General features: G+C 72.2%; 14 protein-coding genes and 1 pseudogene. 6 read left to right on the top strand and 9 right to left on the bottom strand.

Going from position 1 to position 14,734, the window contains the following annotated elements; genetic code table 11:
- Positions 1–2: 2 nt before the first annotated feature.
- Positions 3–506: pseudogene (locus tag CFP65_RS42520) on the top strand (trypsin-like peptidase domain-containing protein); the annotation flags it as partial.
- A gap of 387 nt (positions 507–893) precedes the next feature.
- Here CFP65_RS42520 and CFP65_RS17500 read toward each other — a convergent pair.
- Genes CFP65_RS17500 through CFP65_RS17490 form a run of 3 tightly spaced genes read right to left on the bottom strand, consistent with a single transcriptional unit; the run spans position 894 to position 2,624 of the window.
- Positions 894–1,139 carry a GNAT family N-acetyltransferase gene (locus CFP65_RS17500; RefSeq protein ID WP_104816981.1) on the bottom strand — a complete coding sequence of 82 codons (246 nt, stop codon included), beginning with the start codon at positions 1,137–1,139 and terminating at the stop codon, positions 894–896.
- Positions 1,140–1,197: 58 nt separating this feature from the next.
- Positions 1,198–1,995 carry an alpha/beta fold hydrolase gene (locus CFP65_RS17495; protein WP_104820949.1) on the bottom strand — a complete coding sequence of 266 codons (798 nt, stop codon included), beginning with the start codon at positions 1,993–1,995 and terminating at the stop codon, positions 1,198–1,200.
- A 29-nt stretch (positions 1,996–2,024) separates the two neighbouring features.
- Positions 2,025–2,624, bottom strand: coding sequence for a dihydrofolate reductase family protein (locus CFP65_RS17490; protein ID WP_104816980.1), 600 nt, complete (start codon positions 2,622–2,624; stop codon positions 2,025–2,027).
- Positions 2,625–2,861: 237 nt separating this feature from the next.
- Between CFP65_RS17490 and nth the strand changes: the two genes are divergently transcribed.
- The 4 genes from nth (at position 2,862) to CFP65_RS17470 (ending at position 6,712) form a co-directional block, all read left to right on the top strand.
- Complete coding sequence (gene nth / locus CFP65_RS17485; protein WP_104816979.1) at positions 2,862–3,689, top strand: endonuclease III; 828 nt, start codon at positions 2,862–2,864, stop codon at positions 3,687–3,689.
- Between the two features lie 99 nt (positions 3,690–3,788).
- Positions 3,789–4,511 (top strand): CoA pyrophosphatase, encoded by a 723-nt coding sequence (locus CFP65_RS17480; protein WP_371682429.1) that lies wholly within the window; start codon positions 3,789–3,791, stop codon positions 4,509–4,511.
- 160 nt (positions 4,512–4,671) lie between these two features.
- The gene (locus CFP65_RS17475; RefSeq protein ID WP_104816977.1) at positions 4,672–5,856 is read left to right on the top strand and encodes a MarP family serine protease; all 1,185 of its coding nucleotides are present in this window, start codon (positions 4,672–4,674) and stop codon (positions 5,854–5,856) included.
- Positions 5,857–6,010: 154 nt separating this feature from the next.
- Positions 6,011–6,712: a metal-dependent hydrolase gene (locus CFP65_RS17470; protein ID WP_168219609.1), complete on the top strand. Its 702-nt coding sequence runs from the start codon at positions 6,011–6,013 to the stop codon at positions 6,710–6,712.
- Between the two features lie 172 nt (positions 6,713–6,884).
- Here the strand turns inward: CFP65_RS17470 and CFP65_RS39005 are convergent, their stop codons facing one another.
- From CFP65_RS39005 to CFP65_RS17445, 6 genes are all read right to left on the bottom strand, one after another.
- Positions 6,885–7,133 (bottom strand): hypothetical protein, encoded by a 249-nt coding sequence (locus CFP65_RS39005; RefSeq protein WP_158702220.1) that lies wholly within the window; start codon positions 7,131–7,133, stop codon positions 6,885–6,887.
- A gap of 211 nt (positions 7,134–7,344) precedes the next feature.
- A complete protein-coding gene (locus CFP65_RS17465; protein ID WP_104816976.1) occupies positions 7,345–8,400 on the bottom strand; it encodes an alpha/beta fold hydrolase in 1,056 nt (351 codons plus the stop codon).
- A gap of 186 nt (positions 8,401–8,586) precedes the next feature.
- Positions 8,587–9,063 carry a phage holin family protein gene (locus CFP65_RS17460; protein WP_104816975.1) on the bottom strand — a complete coding sequence of 159 codons (477 nt, stop codon included), beginning with the start codon at positions 9,061–9,063 and terminating at the stop codon, positions 8,587–8,589.
- 252 nt (positions 9,064–9,315) lie between these two features.
- On the bottom strand, positions 9,316–10,611 hold the full coding sequence (gene nhaA / locus CFP65_RS17455; protein WP_104816974.1) for a Na+/H+ antiporter NhaA: 1,296 nt from the start codon (positions 10,609–10,611) through the stop codon (positions 9,316–9,318).
- A gap of 283 nt (positions 10,612–10,894) precedes the next feature.
- Positions 10,895–11,539: a response regulator transcription factor gene (locus CFP65_RS17450; RefSeq protein ID WP_104816973.1), complete on the bottom strand. Its 645-nt coding sequence runs from the start codon at positions 11,537–11,539 to the stop codon at positions 10,895–10,897.
- 142 nt (positions 11,540–11,681) lie between these two features.
- The gene (locus tag CFP65_RS17445) at positions 11,682–13,196 is read right to left on the bottom strand and encodes a sensor domain-containing protein (protein WP_104816972.1); all 1,515 of its coding nucleotides are present in this window, start codon (positions 13,194–13,196) and stop codon (positions 11,682–11,684) included.
- A 450-nt stretch (positions 13,197–13,646) separates the two neighbouring features.
- Here CFP65_RS17445 and CFP65_RS17440 point away from each other — a divergent pair, with 450 nt between their 5' ends.
- Positions 13,647–14,708 carry a serine hydrolase gene (locus CFP65_RS17440; RefSeq protein ID WP_104816971.1) on the top strand — a complete coding sequence of 354 codons (1,062 nt, stop codon included), beginning with the start codon at positions 13,647–13,649 and terminating at the stop codon, positions 14,706–14,708.
- The last annotated feature ends 26 nt before the right edge of the window (positions 14,709–14,734 follow it).

The following is a 14,734-nucleotide window of genomic DNA, read 5'->3' as shown; positions in this document are numbered from 1 at the left end:
GGGTGGTGATCAGAAGCGGCGCCGGCCTCCGGGCCGCGGCGCCGCACGACCCTGCCGTCTGGCTCGCTGACGAGGCGGGAGCGTTCCTCGGGAGCGGCTTCCACCTCGGGGAGGGGCTCGTGGTGACCTGCGCCCATGTGGTGCACGGCCGTTGGCCGCTCACGGTGCACGGCGCCCTCGGCCCGGAGGAGGCCCGGTCGGTCACGCTCTGGCCGCCGAACCGGCCGGCCGACAGCACGTACTTCCCTGCCCCCGACCTCGCCCTCCTCCACCTGCCGCAGCCCGGAGCGATCCGTCCGGCGGCGGTCCTCGCCACGGCGGAGGCGGCCACCGGCACCCAGCTGACGGCGTACGGGTTCACCACCGCCACGCCCTCGCCGGGCGTGCAGCCGGACTCCGCCCGGCTGACGGTGGTCGGGCGGGCCGGTGAGTTCGTCCGGCTCGGCAACGGCTGGATCCGTAAGGGCCTCAGCGGGAGCATGCTGCTCGAACCGGTCGGCGGCCGGGTGGTCGGCGTGGTCAAGGGCACCGAGGACGACGCCGATCCGGTGGGCGGCTGGATGACCCCGCTGGCGCCGCTGCGGGAGGTGCTCGGTCTGCCCGCCGCCGTCCCGGCCGTCTTCCCAGAGACCCTTCCTGCGGGGACCTTCCCGGCGGGGGCCCTCCGTGCGGGGGCCCTCCCCGTGGGGGCGGGCCGCCGGGAGTGGGCCGACCAGCTGCACCGGATCCCCGCCCTGGACGAGGTCCGGCGCCATCGCACCGGCGAGCAGGAGCGATGGAGCGGCGGGACGGTCCGGTGCGGGCGCTGCAGGGGTCGGGGTGGAGAGCGTCTGAGTCATCGGTGCTTCCTTGTCGTTCGTCGGAGATCGGTCGGCGTGCCCGGGTGGGGTGGGTCAGGCCAGGTCGGGCCGTGTCCGGGCGACCGGTGGTGCGGTGCACTCCTCGCGCAGCAGGCCGAAGAGCACCCGGTCGTGGTACCGCCCCGCCGGCTGGACGGCCTGGCGACGCCGCCCCTCCTCGCGGAAGCCGAGCCGGGTGAACGCGCGCACCGCCCGCTCGTTGTCGGTTCGCCGGCGCAGGTGATGCTCGGCGTCCTCGGCGCGCAGCGCGCGCAGCCGGACACTGTCGCCTTCGAGCATGGGTGGATTCCTCCGGCGAGTGGGGGAATGTCAGTTGACGATGGGTCGGACGGGCTGGTCACAGGCGCGCGAGCAGGTCGGAAACCAGCTGGTGGAGGGCGTCGGGGCGCTCCAGGTGGAGGTCGTGGCCGGCGCCGGGGATGCTGACGGCCATGGTCGCGGGGCGGCGGGTGAGCATGTCGGCGGTCTCGCGGGGCGGGATGATGCCGTGCTGGCCGAGGACGAGCAGGGTGGGGCAGCTGATGGCCGCCCACTGGTCCCAGTAGGACTTGACCGCGTTCTCGGCGAGCGAGGCGACCAGCACGTCACGGTCGAAGCGCGGCCACCAGCCGCCCTCCCGCTGTTCCAGCCCGTCCGCCAGGCCGGCTCCCACCGGGCCGCCGCCGAGCAGGCGGGCCGCGGCCGCGCGGGAGGCGAAGGGCACCGGCCAGGCCTTGAGCATCGCGGCGACCTCGTGCTGGACGCGGGGGGCGGCCCCGGGCCCGGCCTCGACCAGGACCAGACCGCCGAACCGGCCGGGGTGCGCAGCCGCCGCGAGCAGCGCCGTGTGCCCGCCGAGCGACTGACCTACCAACACCGTTTGTTCGAGGCCGAGTTGGTCGACCACCGCCATCAGGTCAGCCACGTACGCGGCCCGGGAGACGTCGTCCGGGCGCCGGGTGGAGCGGCCGTGACCGCGCTGGTCCACCGCGACGACCCGCCGCTCCCGGCCGAGCGCGTCGGCCACCGACGCCCACTCACCCGCCTGACCGGCCAGTCCGTGCACCATGACCACGGGCCGGGCCGGGCCGCTGCCCCACTCTCGACAGTGCAGCCGTACACCGTCCCGACACAAGGTCCGCGGTGTCCACGGCACCGCTCCGCGGTCGCTCGCGGTCGGGCCCGTCACGATCCGTACGAGGCCCCGGCGGCAGCCCGGGTGGGCCGGTGGCGCAGCAGGGTCACCTGGCCGTCGAAGACCCGGGCCTCGACCAGGTCGAGGCCGAACCGCTGCTGCGGGCTGCCGAAGACCGGCTTGCCACCGCCGAGGACCACTGGGTGGACGAAGATCTGGTACTCGTCGATCAGCCCGCGCTCGGTGAGGTGGGCGGCGAGCGCGGAGCCGCCGAACAGCAGCAGGTGGGCGCCACCGCGCTTGAGTTCCGCCAACTCCTCGGCGGCGTTCTCGTTGATCACCCGGGTGTTCCAGTCGGCGCTCGTCAGGGTCGTGGAGACGACCACCTTGGGCGCCTCCCGCCACACCCGTGCGAACGCGAGGTCGTACTCGTCGGTGGAGAACTCCTCGGCGCGGGGCCAGTAGCCGGCCATCAGCTCCCACACGAGCCGGCCGTACAGGAAGACGTCGGCGCTCGTCGTGAGGGAGTGCGCGTATTCCGACAGTTCCGACCCCATGGCCGGCCAGTCGAACTCGCCGTTCGGCCCCTCGATGAATCCGTCCAGCGACTGGTGGACGAAGTGGGTGATCTTCCCGGTGTTCTGGTCCATGGTCCTCTCCTGGCCGTCACGTGCGGCCCGGCCGGGGCCACGGTGGCCCCGCCTGCCCGGAAACGATCTCCTGCGCGGCGAACGTGATCAACGCACGATCCACGAAGATGCGTTTAGCCGGGCTCAACGTCGAGCTCGACCGGCCATGACGACCGGCGGCCGTGGTACCGGACGACCGGTCGGGTCGGCCTCGGAGATCTCACCTGGAGCCGTCGCCATCCGGCGTAACCTGCCTTCATGGCAGAGAGCAAGGTCCGGAAAGCGGCGCCGAAACCGCGCAAGCCCGAGTCGCATCTGGCGATGGTGCGGCGGGCGCGGAAGATCAACCGGGAGCTGGCAGAGGTCTACCCGTACGCGCACCCGGAGTTGGACTTCGAGGACCCCTTCCAGCTGCTGGTGGCCACGGTGCTGTCGGCGCAGACCACGGACCTGCGGGTGAACCAGACCACGCCGGCCCTGTTCGCCGCGTACCCGACCCCGGAGGACCTGGCGGCGGCGGTGCCGGAGCAGTTGGAGGAGATCATCCGGCCGACCGGCTTCTTCCGGGCCAAGGCCAAGTCGCTGATCGGGCTCTCGATCGCGCTGCGGGACGAGTTCGGCGGCGAGGTGCCGAACACGCTGGCGGACCTGGTCACCCTGCCCGGCGTGGGCCGGAAGACGGCTAACGTGGTGTTGGGCAACGTGTTCGGCGTCCCGGGGATCACCGTGGACACCCACTTCGGGCGGCTGGCCCGGCGGTTCGGGTGGACGGACGAGGAGGATCCGGTGAAGGTCGAGGCGGTGGTCGCCGAGATCTTCCCCAAGTCCGAGTGGACGATGCTCTCGCACCGGGTGGTCTTCCACGGCCGCCGGATCTGCCACGCCCGCAAGCCGGCCTGCGGCGCCTGCCCGATCGCACCGCTCTGCCCCTCCTACGGCGAGGGCGAGACCGATCCGGCGAAGGCGGCCACGCTGCTGAAGTACGAGAAGGGCGGCCAGCCGGGGCAGCGGCTCAAGCCCCCGGCGGACTACCCGGGCCTGCCGGCCGCTCCGGCGCCGCTACTGCGGCCGGGGCAGTCGGTCTGAAGTGACGCGCGGACTGACGCGCGGACTGACGTGGGAAGTGGCGCGAGAACTGACGTGGGAAGTGGCGCCGGACGTGACGCGAGAGGTGACGGAGCAGTGGTGAGCAGCGGGACGGCCGGGAGCGGGGGCGCGGTGGGCGCGATCGAGCGGGACGGGCTGCCGGAGTGGCTGCTGCCGGTGCGCGCGGCGGCGGAGACGGTGCGGCCGGAGGAGCTGAGCAACTTCCTGCCGCCGGCCGAGGGCGGTCGGCGGTCGGCGGTGCTGATGCTCTTCGGCGAGGGGCCGACCGGGCCGGACCTGCTGCTGATCGAGCGGGCCCGCAGCCTGCGCTCGCACGCCGGGCAGCCCTCCTTCCCGGGCGGGGCGCTCGACCCGGAGGACGGTGACCCGGCGGGCGAGGGGCCGGTGCGGGCCGCGCTGCGCGAGGCCGAGGAGGAGACCGGTCTCGACCGGAGCGGGGTGCAGGTCTTCGCGACCCTGCCGGACCTCTACATCCCGGTCAGCCGCTTCGTGGTGACCACCGTGCTCGGCTGGTGGCGGCACGAGTCGCCGGTCTCCCCGGTGGACCTCGGCGAGACCGGCGCGGTCTTCCGGGTACCGCTGGCCGACCTCACCGACCCGGCCAACCGGGCCCGGCTCAAGCACCCCTCCGGCCACCTCGGCCCGGCCTTCGAGGTCGGCGGCCGACTGGTCTGGGGTTTCACGGCCGGGGTGATCGACCGGGTGCTCCACTTCAGCGGTCTGGAGCAGCCCTGGGACCGCGGCCGCACCCTCACCCTCTCCGCGGACGCGCTGGACCTGAGCGCCCGCAAGGGTTCCTGACCGTCGGCACGGGCTCCTGACCGTCGGCACAGGCTCCTGACCAGCTCCGCAACGGCCGGGCCCGCAACCATCGGTGCCCGCCACGCCGTCTTCAGCACGAGCGGTGGTGAATACCGGCGCGCGGTGCCCTCCGGGGGCGTGGCCGTGGGAGGGTATCGGGGTGAATGTCCTGGATCTGTTGCTGATCGCCGCGGCGGTGGGCTTCGCCGTGTCCGGTTACCGGCAAGGCTTCGTGGTGGGTGTGCTCTCCGTCCTGGGTTTCCTGGGCGGTGGGCTGATCGCGGTCCAGTTGCTGCCGCTGCTGCTGCGCCACCTCAGTCCGGGCACCACGGCCTCGGTGGTGGCGGTGGTCGTGGTGATCGTGCTCGCGGCGGTGGGCCAGGCGATCACCACCCACTTCGGCTGGAAGCTGCGCGGCCGGATCGGCCGGGGCAGGGCGAAGAAGCTGGACGCGGTCGGCGGCTCGGTGGTCAACGTGATCTCGATGCTGCTGGTGGCCTGGCTGATCGGCTCGGCACTCGCGGGCACCTCGCTGCCGACCGTCTCCAAGCAGGTCCGCACCTCCCAGGTGCTGGGCACGGTGCAGAGCGCGCTGCCGGCCGACGCGCCCAACTGGTTCTCCGACTTCACCAAGGTGCTGGCCCGCAACGGCTTCCCCCAGGTGTTCAACCCCTTCGAGCACGAGCCGATCACCGAGGTCGAGGCACCGGACCCGGCGCTGGCGGGCAGCCCGGCGGTGACGCGGGCCCGGCAGAGCCTGGTCAAGGTGGTCGGCACGGCCACGGCCTGCGGCAAGACCCTGGAGGGCAGCGGCTTCGTCTTCGCCCCGCACCGGGTGATGACCAACGCCCACGTGGTCGGGGGTGTCGACGAACCCACTGTCCAACTCGGCGGCAACGGTCGGCTCTACGACGCCACGGTGATCCGCTACGACTGGCAGCGCGACATCGCCGTCCTGGACGTCCCCAAACTCGATGCCCCGGCCCTCGACTTCGCCGGCCAGGCCAAGACCAACGACAGCGCGATCGTGGCGGGCTTCCCGGAGAACGGCGCCTTCAACGTCCAGCCGGCCCGCGTCCGCGGCCGGATCCAGGCCAACGGGCCGGACATCTACCACCGCGGCCAGGTGGTCCGCGACGTCTACTCGATCCGCTCCCTGGTCCGCCAGGGCAACAGCGGCGGACCGCTGCTCAGCCCGGACGGCCAGGTGTACGGGGTGGTCTTCGCCAAGTCCCTGGACAGCCAGGACACCGGGTACGTCCTGACGGCGGACGAGGTCCGCGAGGACGCCCGGCAGAGCCTGACGGCCACCTCCCGGGTCGACACCGAGGGCTGCGCCCTCTGACCCCCTCTCCGCAGGAGTTCTCCTGACCCATCGTCGGCTCGACGGTCGTTGATCCGTTGGAGCGTCAGCTCCACCTGGTAGCGTCGGCGGCGCTCACCCGTTCGGCTCAACCCGAGCAGCCTCGGAACGGGTCCGACGGGAGGTCAGAACCACCATGATGGGTCATTCGCACGCGGTCAGTGGCGCGATGCTGTACGCGGTCTCCGCGCCGTTCCTGCCGCCGCTGCTGCTCGGTACCCATCTGCGGCCGGCCGACATCCTGATGGGCACCCTGCTCGCCGCAGGCGCGGCGCTGCTCCCTGACCTCGACCACCACGACGGCACCATCGCCAACTTCCTCGGGCCGGTCTCCAAGCTGCTCTGCCGCTTCGTGGCCTGGGTCTCGGGCGGGCACCGGCACGCCACCCACTCGCTGCTCTTCGTCGCCCTGATGGGCGGCGGCACCTGGGCGGGGGTGTCCTACGGCGGGCGCTGGTTCACCCTCGGCATGACCTTCTTCCTGCTGGCCATGGGGCTCAAGGCGCTCAACGCCCACGTGCCCGGCCACGGTCACCACACCTGGATCACCGTGGTCGGCCTCGCCGTCCTCGGCACGGTGGTGCTCGACCGGTTCCTCACCGACGCCCCGGGCTGGCTGCCGTACGCGGTGGCCCTCGGCACCCTGGCCCACCTGCTCGGCGACTGCCTCACCAAGATGGGCGCCCCGCTGCTCTGGCCGCACAAAGAGCGCTACGAGATCGTGCTGATCAAGCGCACCGGCAACAAGATGGAGACCAACGTCCTGGTCCCGATCATGAGCGTGGTGACCTTCCTGATGCTGGGCTTCGCCTTCCTCGGCCCCACCGTGGTCAGCTGACCCACCCCCGGGCCACCGGCGATCCCGGTGGCCCCGCCCCTGGCGGCACGGACGAGGGCCGGGCCCCCGCGCACTGCGGGGGCCCGGCCCGTTCCGTCTCTCCGGTGTCTTCGTGCTTGCTCCGGCCCGGCTGGTGCTGGCGGCTGCTGTGTCGCCCGGGCCGCTCGGGCCGTTATCCCTCGCGCCGCAACCGGGCGCCGACCCAGCGGGCTCGGCGGCCGAGGATGCGCGGGATGCCCATTCGGTGGGCACCGGCGCGGCGTTGGCGCTCCAGGGCGTCATGGAGGGCGCGCGGGTCGTGGGGCGCGAAGTCGTAGGGGGCGTACGAGTCGTGCGTGACGCCGAGCGCCGGGGTGTGTGCGGGGTTCGGCGAGCTGCTACCGCGGCGGCGTCGGCGCGGGGCGGCTTCGCGATCGGGCATCCAGGTCATACCGGATGGATGCCCGTGGGCCGTGGGGAGTAATCGCCCGCAGTTGACCCAAATGGCCTATGCGATTGTCATATGAGTGCATGTCAACCGATGTGCAGGGGTGGTGCGCCGGGAGCGATGTGACCCGTGGTGCCGCTCCCCGCGCGCCGGCTCTGCGCCCACCGGCCCACCCTTGCACTTCCGTTCCCTCCCGGCCCGCCGGTCAGCCCTTGTGCTGCTGCACCCAGCTGATCAACTCGGCCGAAAACTGCTCCGGCACCTCCTCGTGCGGGAAGTGCCCGATGCCCGGCAGCAGCCGCCAGCGGTACGGGGCGGCCACGTACTCGCCCGCGCCGAGGGCGGTGTGCGCGAGCAGCACCGGATCGGCGGCGCCCTGGACGTGCAGGGTGGGCGCGGAGATCGGCTTCTTCATCCGGCGGGCGAACTGGATGCCGTCCGGGCGGGCCATCGACCGGAGCAGCCACCGGTACGGCTCGATCGAGCAGTGCGCGGTGCTGGGGATCTGGATGGCCTGCCGGTAGGCGGCCAGCGCCTCCTCGTCCAGGCGGTTCGGGCCGGTCCAGGCGTTCAGGTACTCGGCGACCAGGGCGCCGTCCTCGGCGACCAGCCGGCGTTCCGGTATCCACGGCCGCTGGAAACCCAGCACGTGGTCGAAGGCGGCGATCTGCCGGCGGTCCGTCAGCAGGGCCCGGCGCAGCTGGCGGGGGTGGGCGGCGGAGACCACGGTGAGGCTCTGGATCACGGAGGGGCGCATCACGGCGGCCACCCAGGCCAGCGAACCGCCGGTGGCGTGCCCGACCAGGTGGGCCCGCCGCTCGCCCAGCGAACGGATCACGCCGGTGATGTCCAGCGCCAGGTTGCCGGGGTCGTAGCCGCGCGGGGTGCGGTCGCTGCCGCCCATCCCGCGAAGGTCGAGCGCGACGGCCCGGAAGCCGGCCTCGGCCAGCGCGGTGAGCTGGTGGCGCCAGGCCCACCAGTACTCGGGCCAGCCGTGCACCAACAGGACGAGCGGACCGTCGCCTACCTCGGCGATGTGGAACCGGGCGCCGTTGGCCGCCAGGTCGCGGTGCGTCCAGGGGCCCTCCGCGCGGACGCTCCAGCCGGCCTGCGCCGCCTCGGCGGGCTCGGCCGGGCCGGTGCGCTCGACCGGCCGGGTGAGCTGGTCGGGCTCGGCGGGCCGACTCGGCCGGGCGGGCTCGCCCTGGGGGCGGTCGGGCCGCGGCTCGGCGGCGGGTGCGGGCTTCTGGTCCAACGGCATACCGAGAGCCTGTCACACCCGGGACGAGAACTCGCCCCCGGCACTCGACACGCCGGTGAACGCTCGGCCCCGCCGGGGTGCGGCGGGGCGGCGGAGAGGCGGTGGGGCGGTGGTGGAGCGGCGGCGGGGCGAGTGCCTCGGGCGGTCGGTCGGGCGGGCGGTCGGGCCGGGACGACCGGACCGGTGTTACTTGATGCGGCCGAGGCCCCGGTCGATCTCCTCCTGGGTGGCGGGGCGGGGGCGGGCGTTCTTCAGGACGTCCGTGGTGGCCTGGACACCCGCGATGGTGCGGTGCGGCTTCTCGATCTTCTTGAACGAACGCAGCGCCAGCAGGCCCAGCAGGGCGGCCAGCAGGAGGTAGGCGCCACCGACGATCAGGAAGGACCAGCCGAGGGTCAGACCGAGCGCCTGGAGGCCGTACGCGGCGGCGAAGCTCAGCATCGGGATCGAGGCCAGCGCAACCACGCCGGCGACGCTGATCGAGACCCCGCCGGCGACGCCGCGCTTGACGTCCTGTCGGATCTCGGCCTTCGCGAGCGCGATCTCGTCGTGCACCAAGGCGGAGAGATCGGCGGTCGCCGCGGCGAACAACTGGCCCACCGAACGCTCGCCCTCGTAGGGCGCCCGGCCGTTGCTGGACGGGTCTGCGGCTCCTGCGGGCATCAGCGGTTCTCCTTCGGGGCGGTCTCTGCATAGGTCGACAGCTCAGAATCATGCCCCTACCGGACAGTCAGGCACCACTCCGGGGGGCCTGAAGAGGGTGTGTCACCCGGGGCGGGGCACTCGGAGGGGACGTGTTCGCCGGCCCGGGGCAGGGGAGTCGGGTGTGCGGGATGGGGTTCAGCGTGTTCGGCGGCTGCTGCGCGCCCGGCAGGGCTCAGCGGCTCCAGCGGCTTTAGCAGGCTTCAGTGGGCTTCAGTGGGTGGGCTGCTGATAGATGTCCGGGATGCCGTCGCCGTCCTCGTCGCGATCCTCCTCCTCGCAGAGCCGGCGGTAGTGGCGGTTGCGCAGCTTGAGCAGCACGGTGGCGATCAGCGCGCAGAGCACCGAACCGACCAGCACCGCGCCCTTCGCCCGGCTGGCGAGGTCGGGATCCCCGGGGAAGGCCAGCTCGCTGATCAGCAGGGAGACGGTGAAACCGATGCCCGCCAGGGTGGAGACGGCGAACAGGTCGGCCCACTTGAGCTGTGGGTTGAGCTCGGCCCGGGTGAGGCGGGCAGTCAGCCAGGTGCCGCCGAAGATGCCGACGGTCTTGCCGACCAGCAGGCCGAGCATGATGCCGATCGGGGTGGCCTGGGTGAAGACGGCGCGCAGGGCCGCACCATCCATCGTCACTCCGGCGGCGAACAGGGCGAACACCGGCACCGCCAACCCGGCCGACAGCGGTCGGACCAAGTGCTCGATGTGTTCGCCGGGGGAGTGCTTCTCGTCGCCCTCGGTGTGGCAGCGCAGCAGCAGGCCCATCGCCACACCGGCGACCGTGGCGTGCACCCCGCTCTCGTGCATCAGTGCCCAGATGACGAAGGCCAGCGGCACGTAGAGGTACCACCCGTGCACCCCGCGCCGGTGCAGGAACCAGAAGAGCACCAGGCCGGCGAAGGAGAGCCCCAGCGCCCAGAACTTGATCCCCGAGCTGTAGAAGATCGCGATGATCAGGATGGCGATCAGGTCGTCGACCACGGCGAGGGTGAGGAGGAACGCCCGCAGGGCGGAGGGCAGGTGGGTGCCGACCACGGCGAGCACCCCGAGGGCGAAGGCGATGTCGGTGGCGGTCGGGATGGCCCAACCGCCGAGGTGGCCGCCGGATCCGCTGTTGACCAGGGCGAAGACGACGGCGGGGAGCGTCACCCCGCAGACGGCGGCCATGACCGGCAACAGGGCCGCGCTGGGTGTGCGCAGCTCGCCCGCGACGAACTCGCGCTTCAGCTCGATGCCCGCCACGAAGAAGAAAATCGTCAGCAACCCGTCCTTCGCCCAGGCTTCCAGGCTCAGGTCGAGGTGGAGCGGGGCGGAGGGGCCGACCGTCCAGTCGAGGACGCTCTCGTAGGCGTGCGGCCAGACGTTCGCCCAGACGAGGGCGATCAGGGCGGCGATCAACAGCAGGACGCCGCCGACGGTCTCGGTGCGGAGGGCGTTCGTGATGTAGGTGCGCTCGGGGAGCGACAGCCGTCCGAGGAACTGGCGACGCTCGGTGGGCGGCGGGCTGGCCACGACGGGGACCTCCAAGGCGGGAGCTGCGGGTGGATACACCGGTGGTGCAGTGCCGACCAGACTTCCCGGCGCGCCTCAGAATCCTTGTTACGTCCTTAACAGTCTAAGTGGGCCGTGGGCGCGATATCCGGTTTGTCGCATTTTATGGTCATTGATTCCGGAGTGTTGGGCCATCAGTCGGTGGGGAGGAGCGGACGGGGTTCGCTTGGTCGGGCGGGCATGGCTGGGCGCGCCTGGCTCGGGGGCGTGGGGGCGGGGGGCTGGGGCGTGGTCGTCAGGCTCGTCAGGCTCCGAGATAGCGGAGCACGGCGAGCACCCGGCGGTGGTTGTCGGAGGAAACGGGCAGATCGAGCTTCAGGAAGATGTTGGCGACGTGCTTCTCGATGGCGCGTTCGGTCACCACCAGGTGGGTGGCGATGGCTGAGTTCGAGCGGCCCTCCGCCATCAGGCCCAGGACCTCCCGCTCGCGCGGGCTGAGCTCCGCGACGGTGGTGCGGCTCGGGCCGGCGCTGACGAGTTGGCTCACCACCTCCGGATCCAGTGCGGTGCCGCCGGCGGCGACCCGCTCCAGCGCGTCGATGAAATCCTGGGCGTCGAGCACCCGCTCCTTGAGCAGGTAGCCGACCCCGGCCGAACCACCGGCCAACAGCCTGGACGCGTACTGCGCCTCCACGTACTGGGAGAAGATCAGCACCGCCAAGTCCGGCTGCTCGGCCCGCAGCTCGATCGCTGCCCGGAGGCCCTCGTCCGTATGGGTTGGTGGCATCCGGATGTCTGAGACGACGATGTCGGGCTTGTGCTCCAGAACGGCGGCCCTGAGCTGCTCGGCGTCCGCGACGGCTGCGGTCACCTGGTGGCCTTCGTCCTCCAGCAGTTGGACCAGCCCGGCTCGCAGGATCGCCGTGTCCTCCGCTACCACTACCCGCATCGGGCTGCTCCTGTTCTGTTGCGCCACCCGGTGACCCAGTGGTGGGCGGTTGGTTGGTGTGCCGGACCGAGGCTAGCGATTGCTGACGGTGGGTCGGGGTGCGTGGGCGTGTGGGTGGATGGGTGCGCGGGTGTGCGGCGGCTCACCGGTGGGACTTGGAGTTGGACTGGGGCCGGCCTTGGGTTTGGGCTTGGGCTTGGGCCGGGTCGGGGTGAGTGGGTGGAGGGGATGGGGGTGTGGGCGGTGAGCGGTCGGGAAGGCTCACGGTGACTGTGGTGGGGCCGCCGGGTGGGCTGGCGATGGTGAGGGTGCCGTCGGTGGCTCGGATGCGCTCGGACAGGCCGCGCAGGCCGCTGCCGCCGCTGTCGAGCCGGGCTCCGCCGGCGCCGTTGTCGGTGACCGTCAGGAGAACGGCTCCGTCGATGTCGTGGACGGTGATCGCTGTCTGTCGGGCCCCGCTGTGCTTGGCCGCGTTGGTGAGAAGCTCGGCGGCGGCGAAGTACAGCATCGTCTCGGCTGCGGCGGTAGGCCGTCGGGCCAGTTCGACCTGGACCGTGGACGGGATCATCGACCTGGCCGCCAGGGTGGTCAGGGCCGCGAGCAGCCCCGCGTCCAGGACGGGTGGGTGGATGCCCCGGACGAGTTCCCGCAGCTCCTGGATGATCTCCTTGGTCTCCTCCCGGGACTCGCGCAGCAGCTCTTGAGCCTTGTCGACGTCGCCCTTGGCCAGCCCGCGCTCGGCCCGGCTCAGCCGCATCCCGAGCGCCACCAGCCTGGCCTGTGCCCCGTCGTGCAGGTCGCGCTCGATCTGCCGCAGGGTGGCCGCCGCCTCGTTGATGACGTGCTCGCGGGTCTCGGTGAGGTGGACCAGGCGGAGGGAGGTACGGGTGGGGCCGAGCAGCCAGACCATCAGGCGGCGGTCTGCGGCGAGCGGTGCTCTGCGTACCCAGGGGGAGGCCAGGATGAGCAGGGCGCCGGCCAGCACCACGAGCAGGGCGCGGGGCCAGGTGTCGAAGTAGAAGCCGTTGAGCGCGATGCCGAAGCTGTGCGGTACGCCGTGGGCGTCCACCTCGTGCACGGGCTCCAGTTTCCAGAGCAGCGGATAGAGCATGAAGATCACCCCGTACGCCCACCAGACGAAGCCGAACAGGAACTCGAGGAGACCGAGCGGTACGCGGAGGGCGAGGTAGCCGACGGTACGCCAGGCCGCCGGGTCGCCGAGGTGTTGTCCGAGGAGACCTGACAGGCCGGGGTGCCGGGGAATGCGGGCAGGTGTGGGTATGTCGATGCCGAGCAATGCCCGGGCGAGCGAGCGCTGGAGCTGGCCGAAGGCCCGGTCTGCGGCGAGGGTGAGGGCGAGCAGCGGCATCAGCAGCAGCCCGGCCGAGCCCACACCGAACAGGACCGTGACCAGCACCAGCACCAAGCCCAGGAGAGCGAGGGGCAGGCTGAGCAGGGAGTACAGCAGCTCACGCCAGGCGCGGGCGGCGAACGGCTCCCGGAAGAGCCGCTTGAGGACAGCTTCGGAGGCTATGAGCGGGCCGGCCGCAGTCGGAGGGCGGGCAGATGCCCGGGGTGAGGACGGGGACGGGGCTGGGGCCGGGGACGGAGGCGGTGCCGGTGGTGGTTGCGGGTGCGGCTGTGGGGTGGTGGTCATGGGCTGAGCCGATCGTGGTGGGAGGGGCGGAGGGTGGTGTGTGGGCCGTGTTTCGTCATGGCTCAACCCTGCCGTTCGGGCGGTGCCCCTGACGAGGGAGCTACCACCCGTCTTCGGTGGTGGTGCCAGCACGAAGGCCAGGGTCCCGGGCCCGGCCGTGTCGAGCGGGAGCGTTCCGTCTCCGCTCCGCTGTTCGCTCGGGAGCGCTCCGACGTGCGCTGATCGTGCGCTCGCCCGGACGGCGTCGGTCGGATGCGGGGTTGGTGAGGCGAACCTATCGTCGGTGGCACGCACCGCCTCACACTCCCCTCTATCCGGCGGTGCGCTCCGATGCGGAGGCAGCTCATGCTCAGTCAGCAACCCATCCACATACTGCCGGGAGGGGCGGGCGTCCAGATCGCTCCTCCCGTGTCGTCCGCCCCCGCTCCGGCGATACCGCCCGTCCCGGTGATGTCACCGGAGCTGGCCCGGCTGCTCCGGCCGCTGTTCAACAGCGCCTCCCCGAACGGCGGAGTCTCCGTCGCGGTGATCCGGGGCAACGAACGGACGGTGGCCTGCCGGGGCTACACGGACCACGCGGGGGAGCGGCCGGTCCGAGCTGACACCCGCTTTGAACTCGGTTCGGTGACGAAGACCTTCACCGCCCTGCTGCTGGCCGAGATGGTGGCCCGCGGCGAAGTCCGGTACGACGACCCGATCGACCAGTACCTGCCTGCCGGATCGGTCCCCGGGTACCCCCACGAACGTCCGATCACCCTCCTCCACCTGGCCACCCACACCTCCGGGCTGCCCCGGTTGCCGGTCGGCCTCACCCCGGCGGCGGTGCCGCGCTGGTTCACCAACCCGTACGCGACCTACAGCACCGCGCACCTGATGCGGGCCCTGCCGCGCACGCCGGTGCGCGGGACACCGGGTGGTCAGGTGCGGTACTCGAGCCTCGGCTGCGGACTGCTCGGCCTGGTACTGGAGCACGCGGCCGGGCAGCGCTACGAGGAACTGTTGGCCAGTAGGGTCTGCGGGCCGCTCGGGTTGATCGACACGTCCTGCGGCCCGGGGCGGGAGCCGGCCACCGGGTACCGGCGCGGGCGGCGGGTGCCCTCGTTCCGGCTTCCGGCGCTGCCGGGCGCGGCGGCGCTCCGGTCGACGGCGGACGACATGCTGCGCTTCCTCCAGGCGCACCTTTCGGTGGACGCCGTCCAGATCCCGGAGTGGTCCGGTTCGGCAGGGTCGCTGCGGGGCGCGCTGCGGGACGTCTCCCGGCCGCGGATCGAACGGCGGAGGTCCGGGGCGAGGATCTGCCTGATCTGGAACCAGCGGTCGCTCGGCGAGGAGGGCGAGGCGGTTTACCAGAGCGGTTCGACCCGGGGCTTCTCGGCCTTCGTCGGCTTCAACCCGGCGATGCAGGTGGGGCTCGTCGCGATGGCCAGCACCGTGCCAGGGCTGCGTCGGAGGTTCACCCAGACGGCGTACGAACTGCTGCGTCGTCTGTCCACTTCACCGGCTGACGGCTGACGGCTGACGGCTGACGGCTGACGGCT

This window comes from Kitasatospora sp. MMS16-BH015, from assembly GCF_002943525.1.
GTDB lineage: Bacteria > Actinomycetota > Actinomycetes > Streptomycetales > Streptomycetaceae > Kitasatospora.
This window is presented reverse-complemented; position numbering and strand designations above follow the sequence as displayed.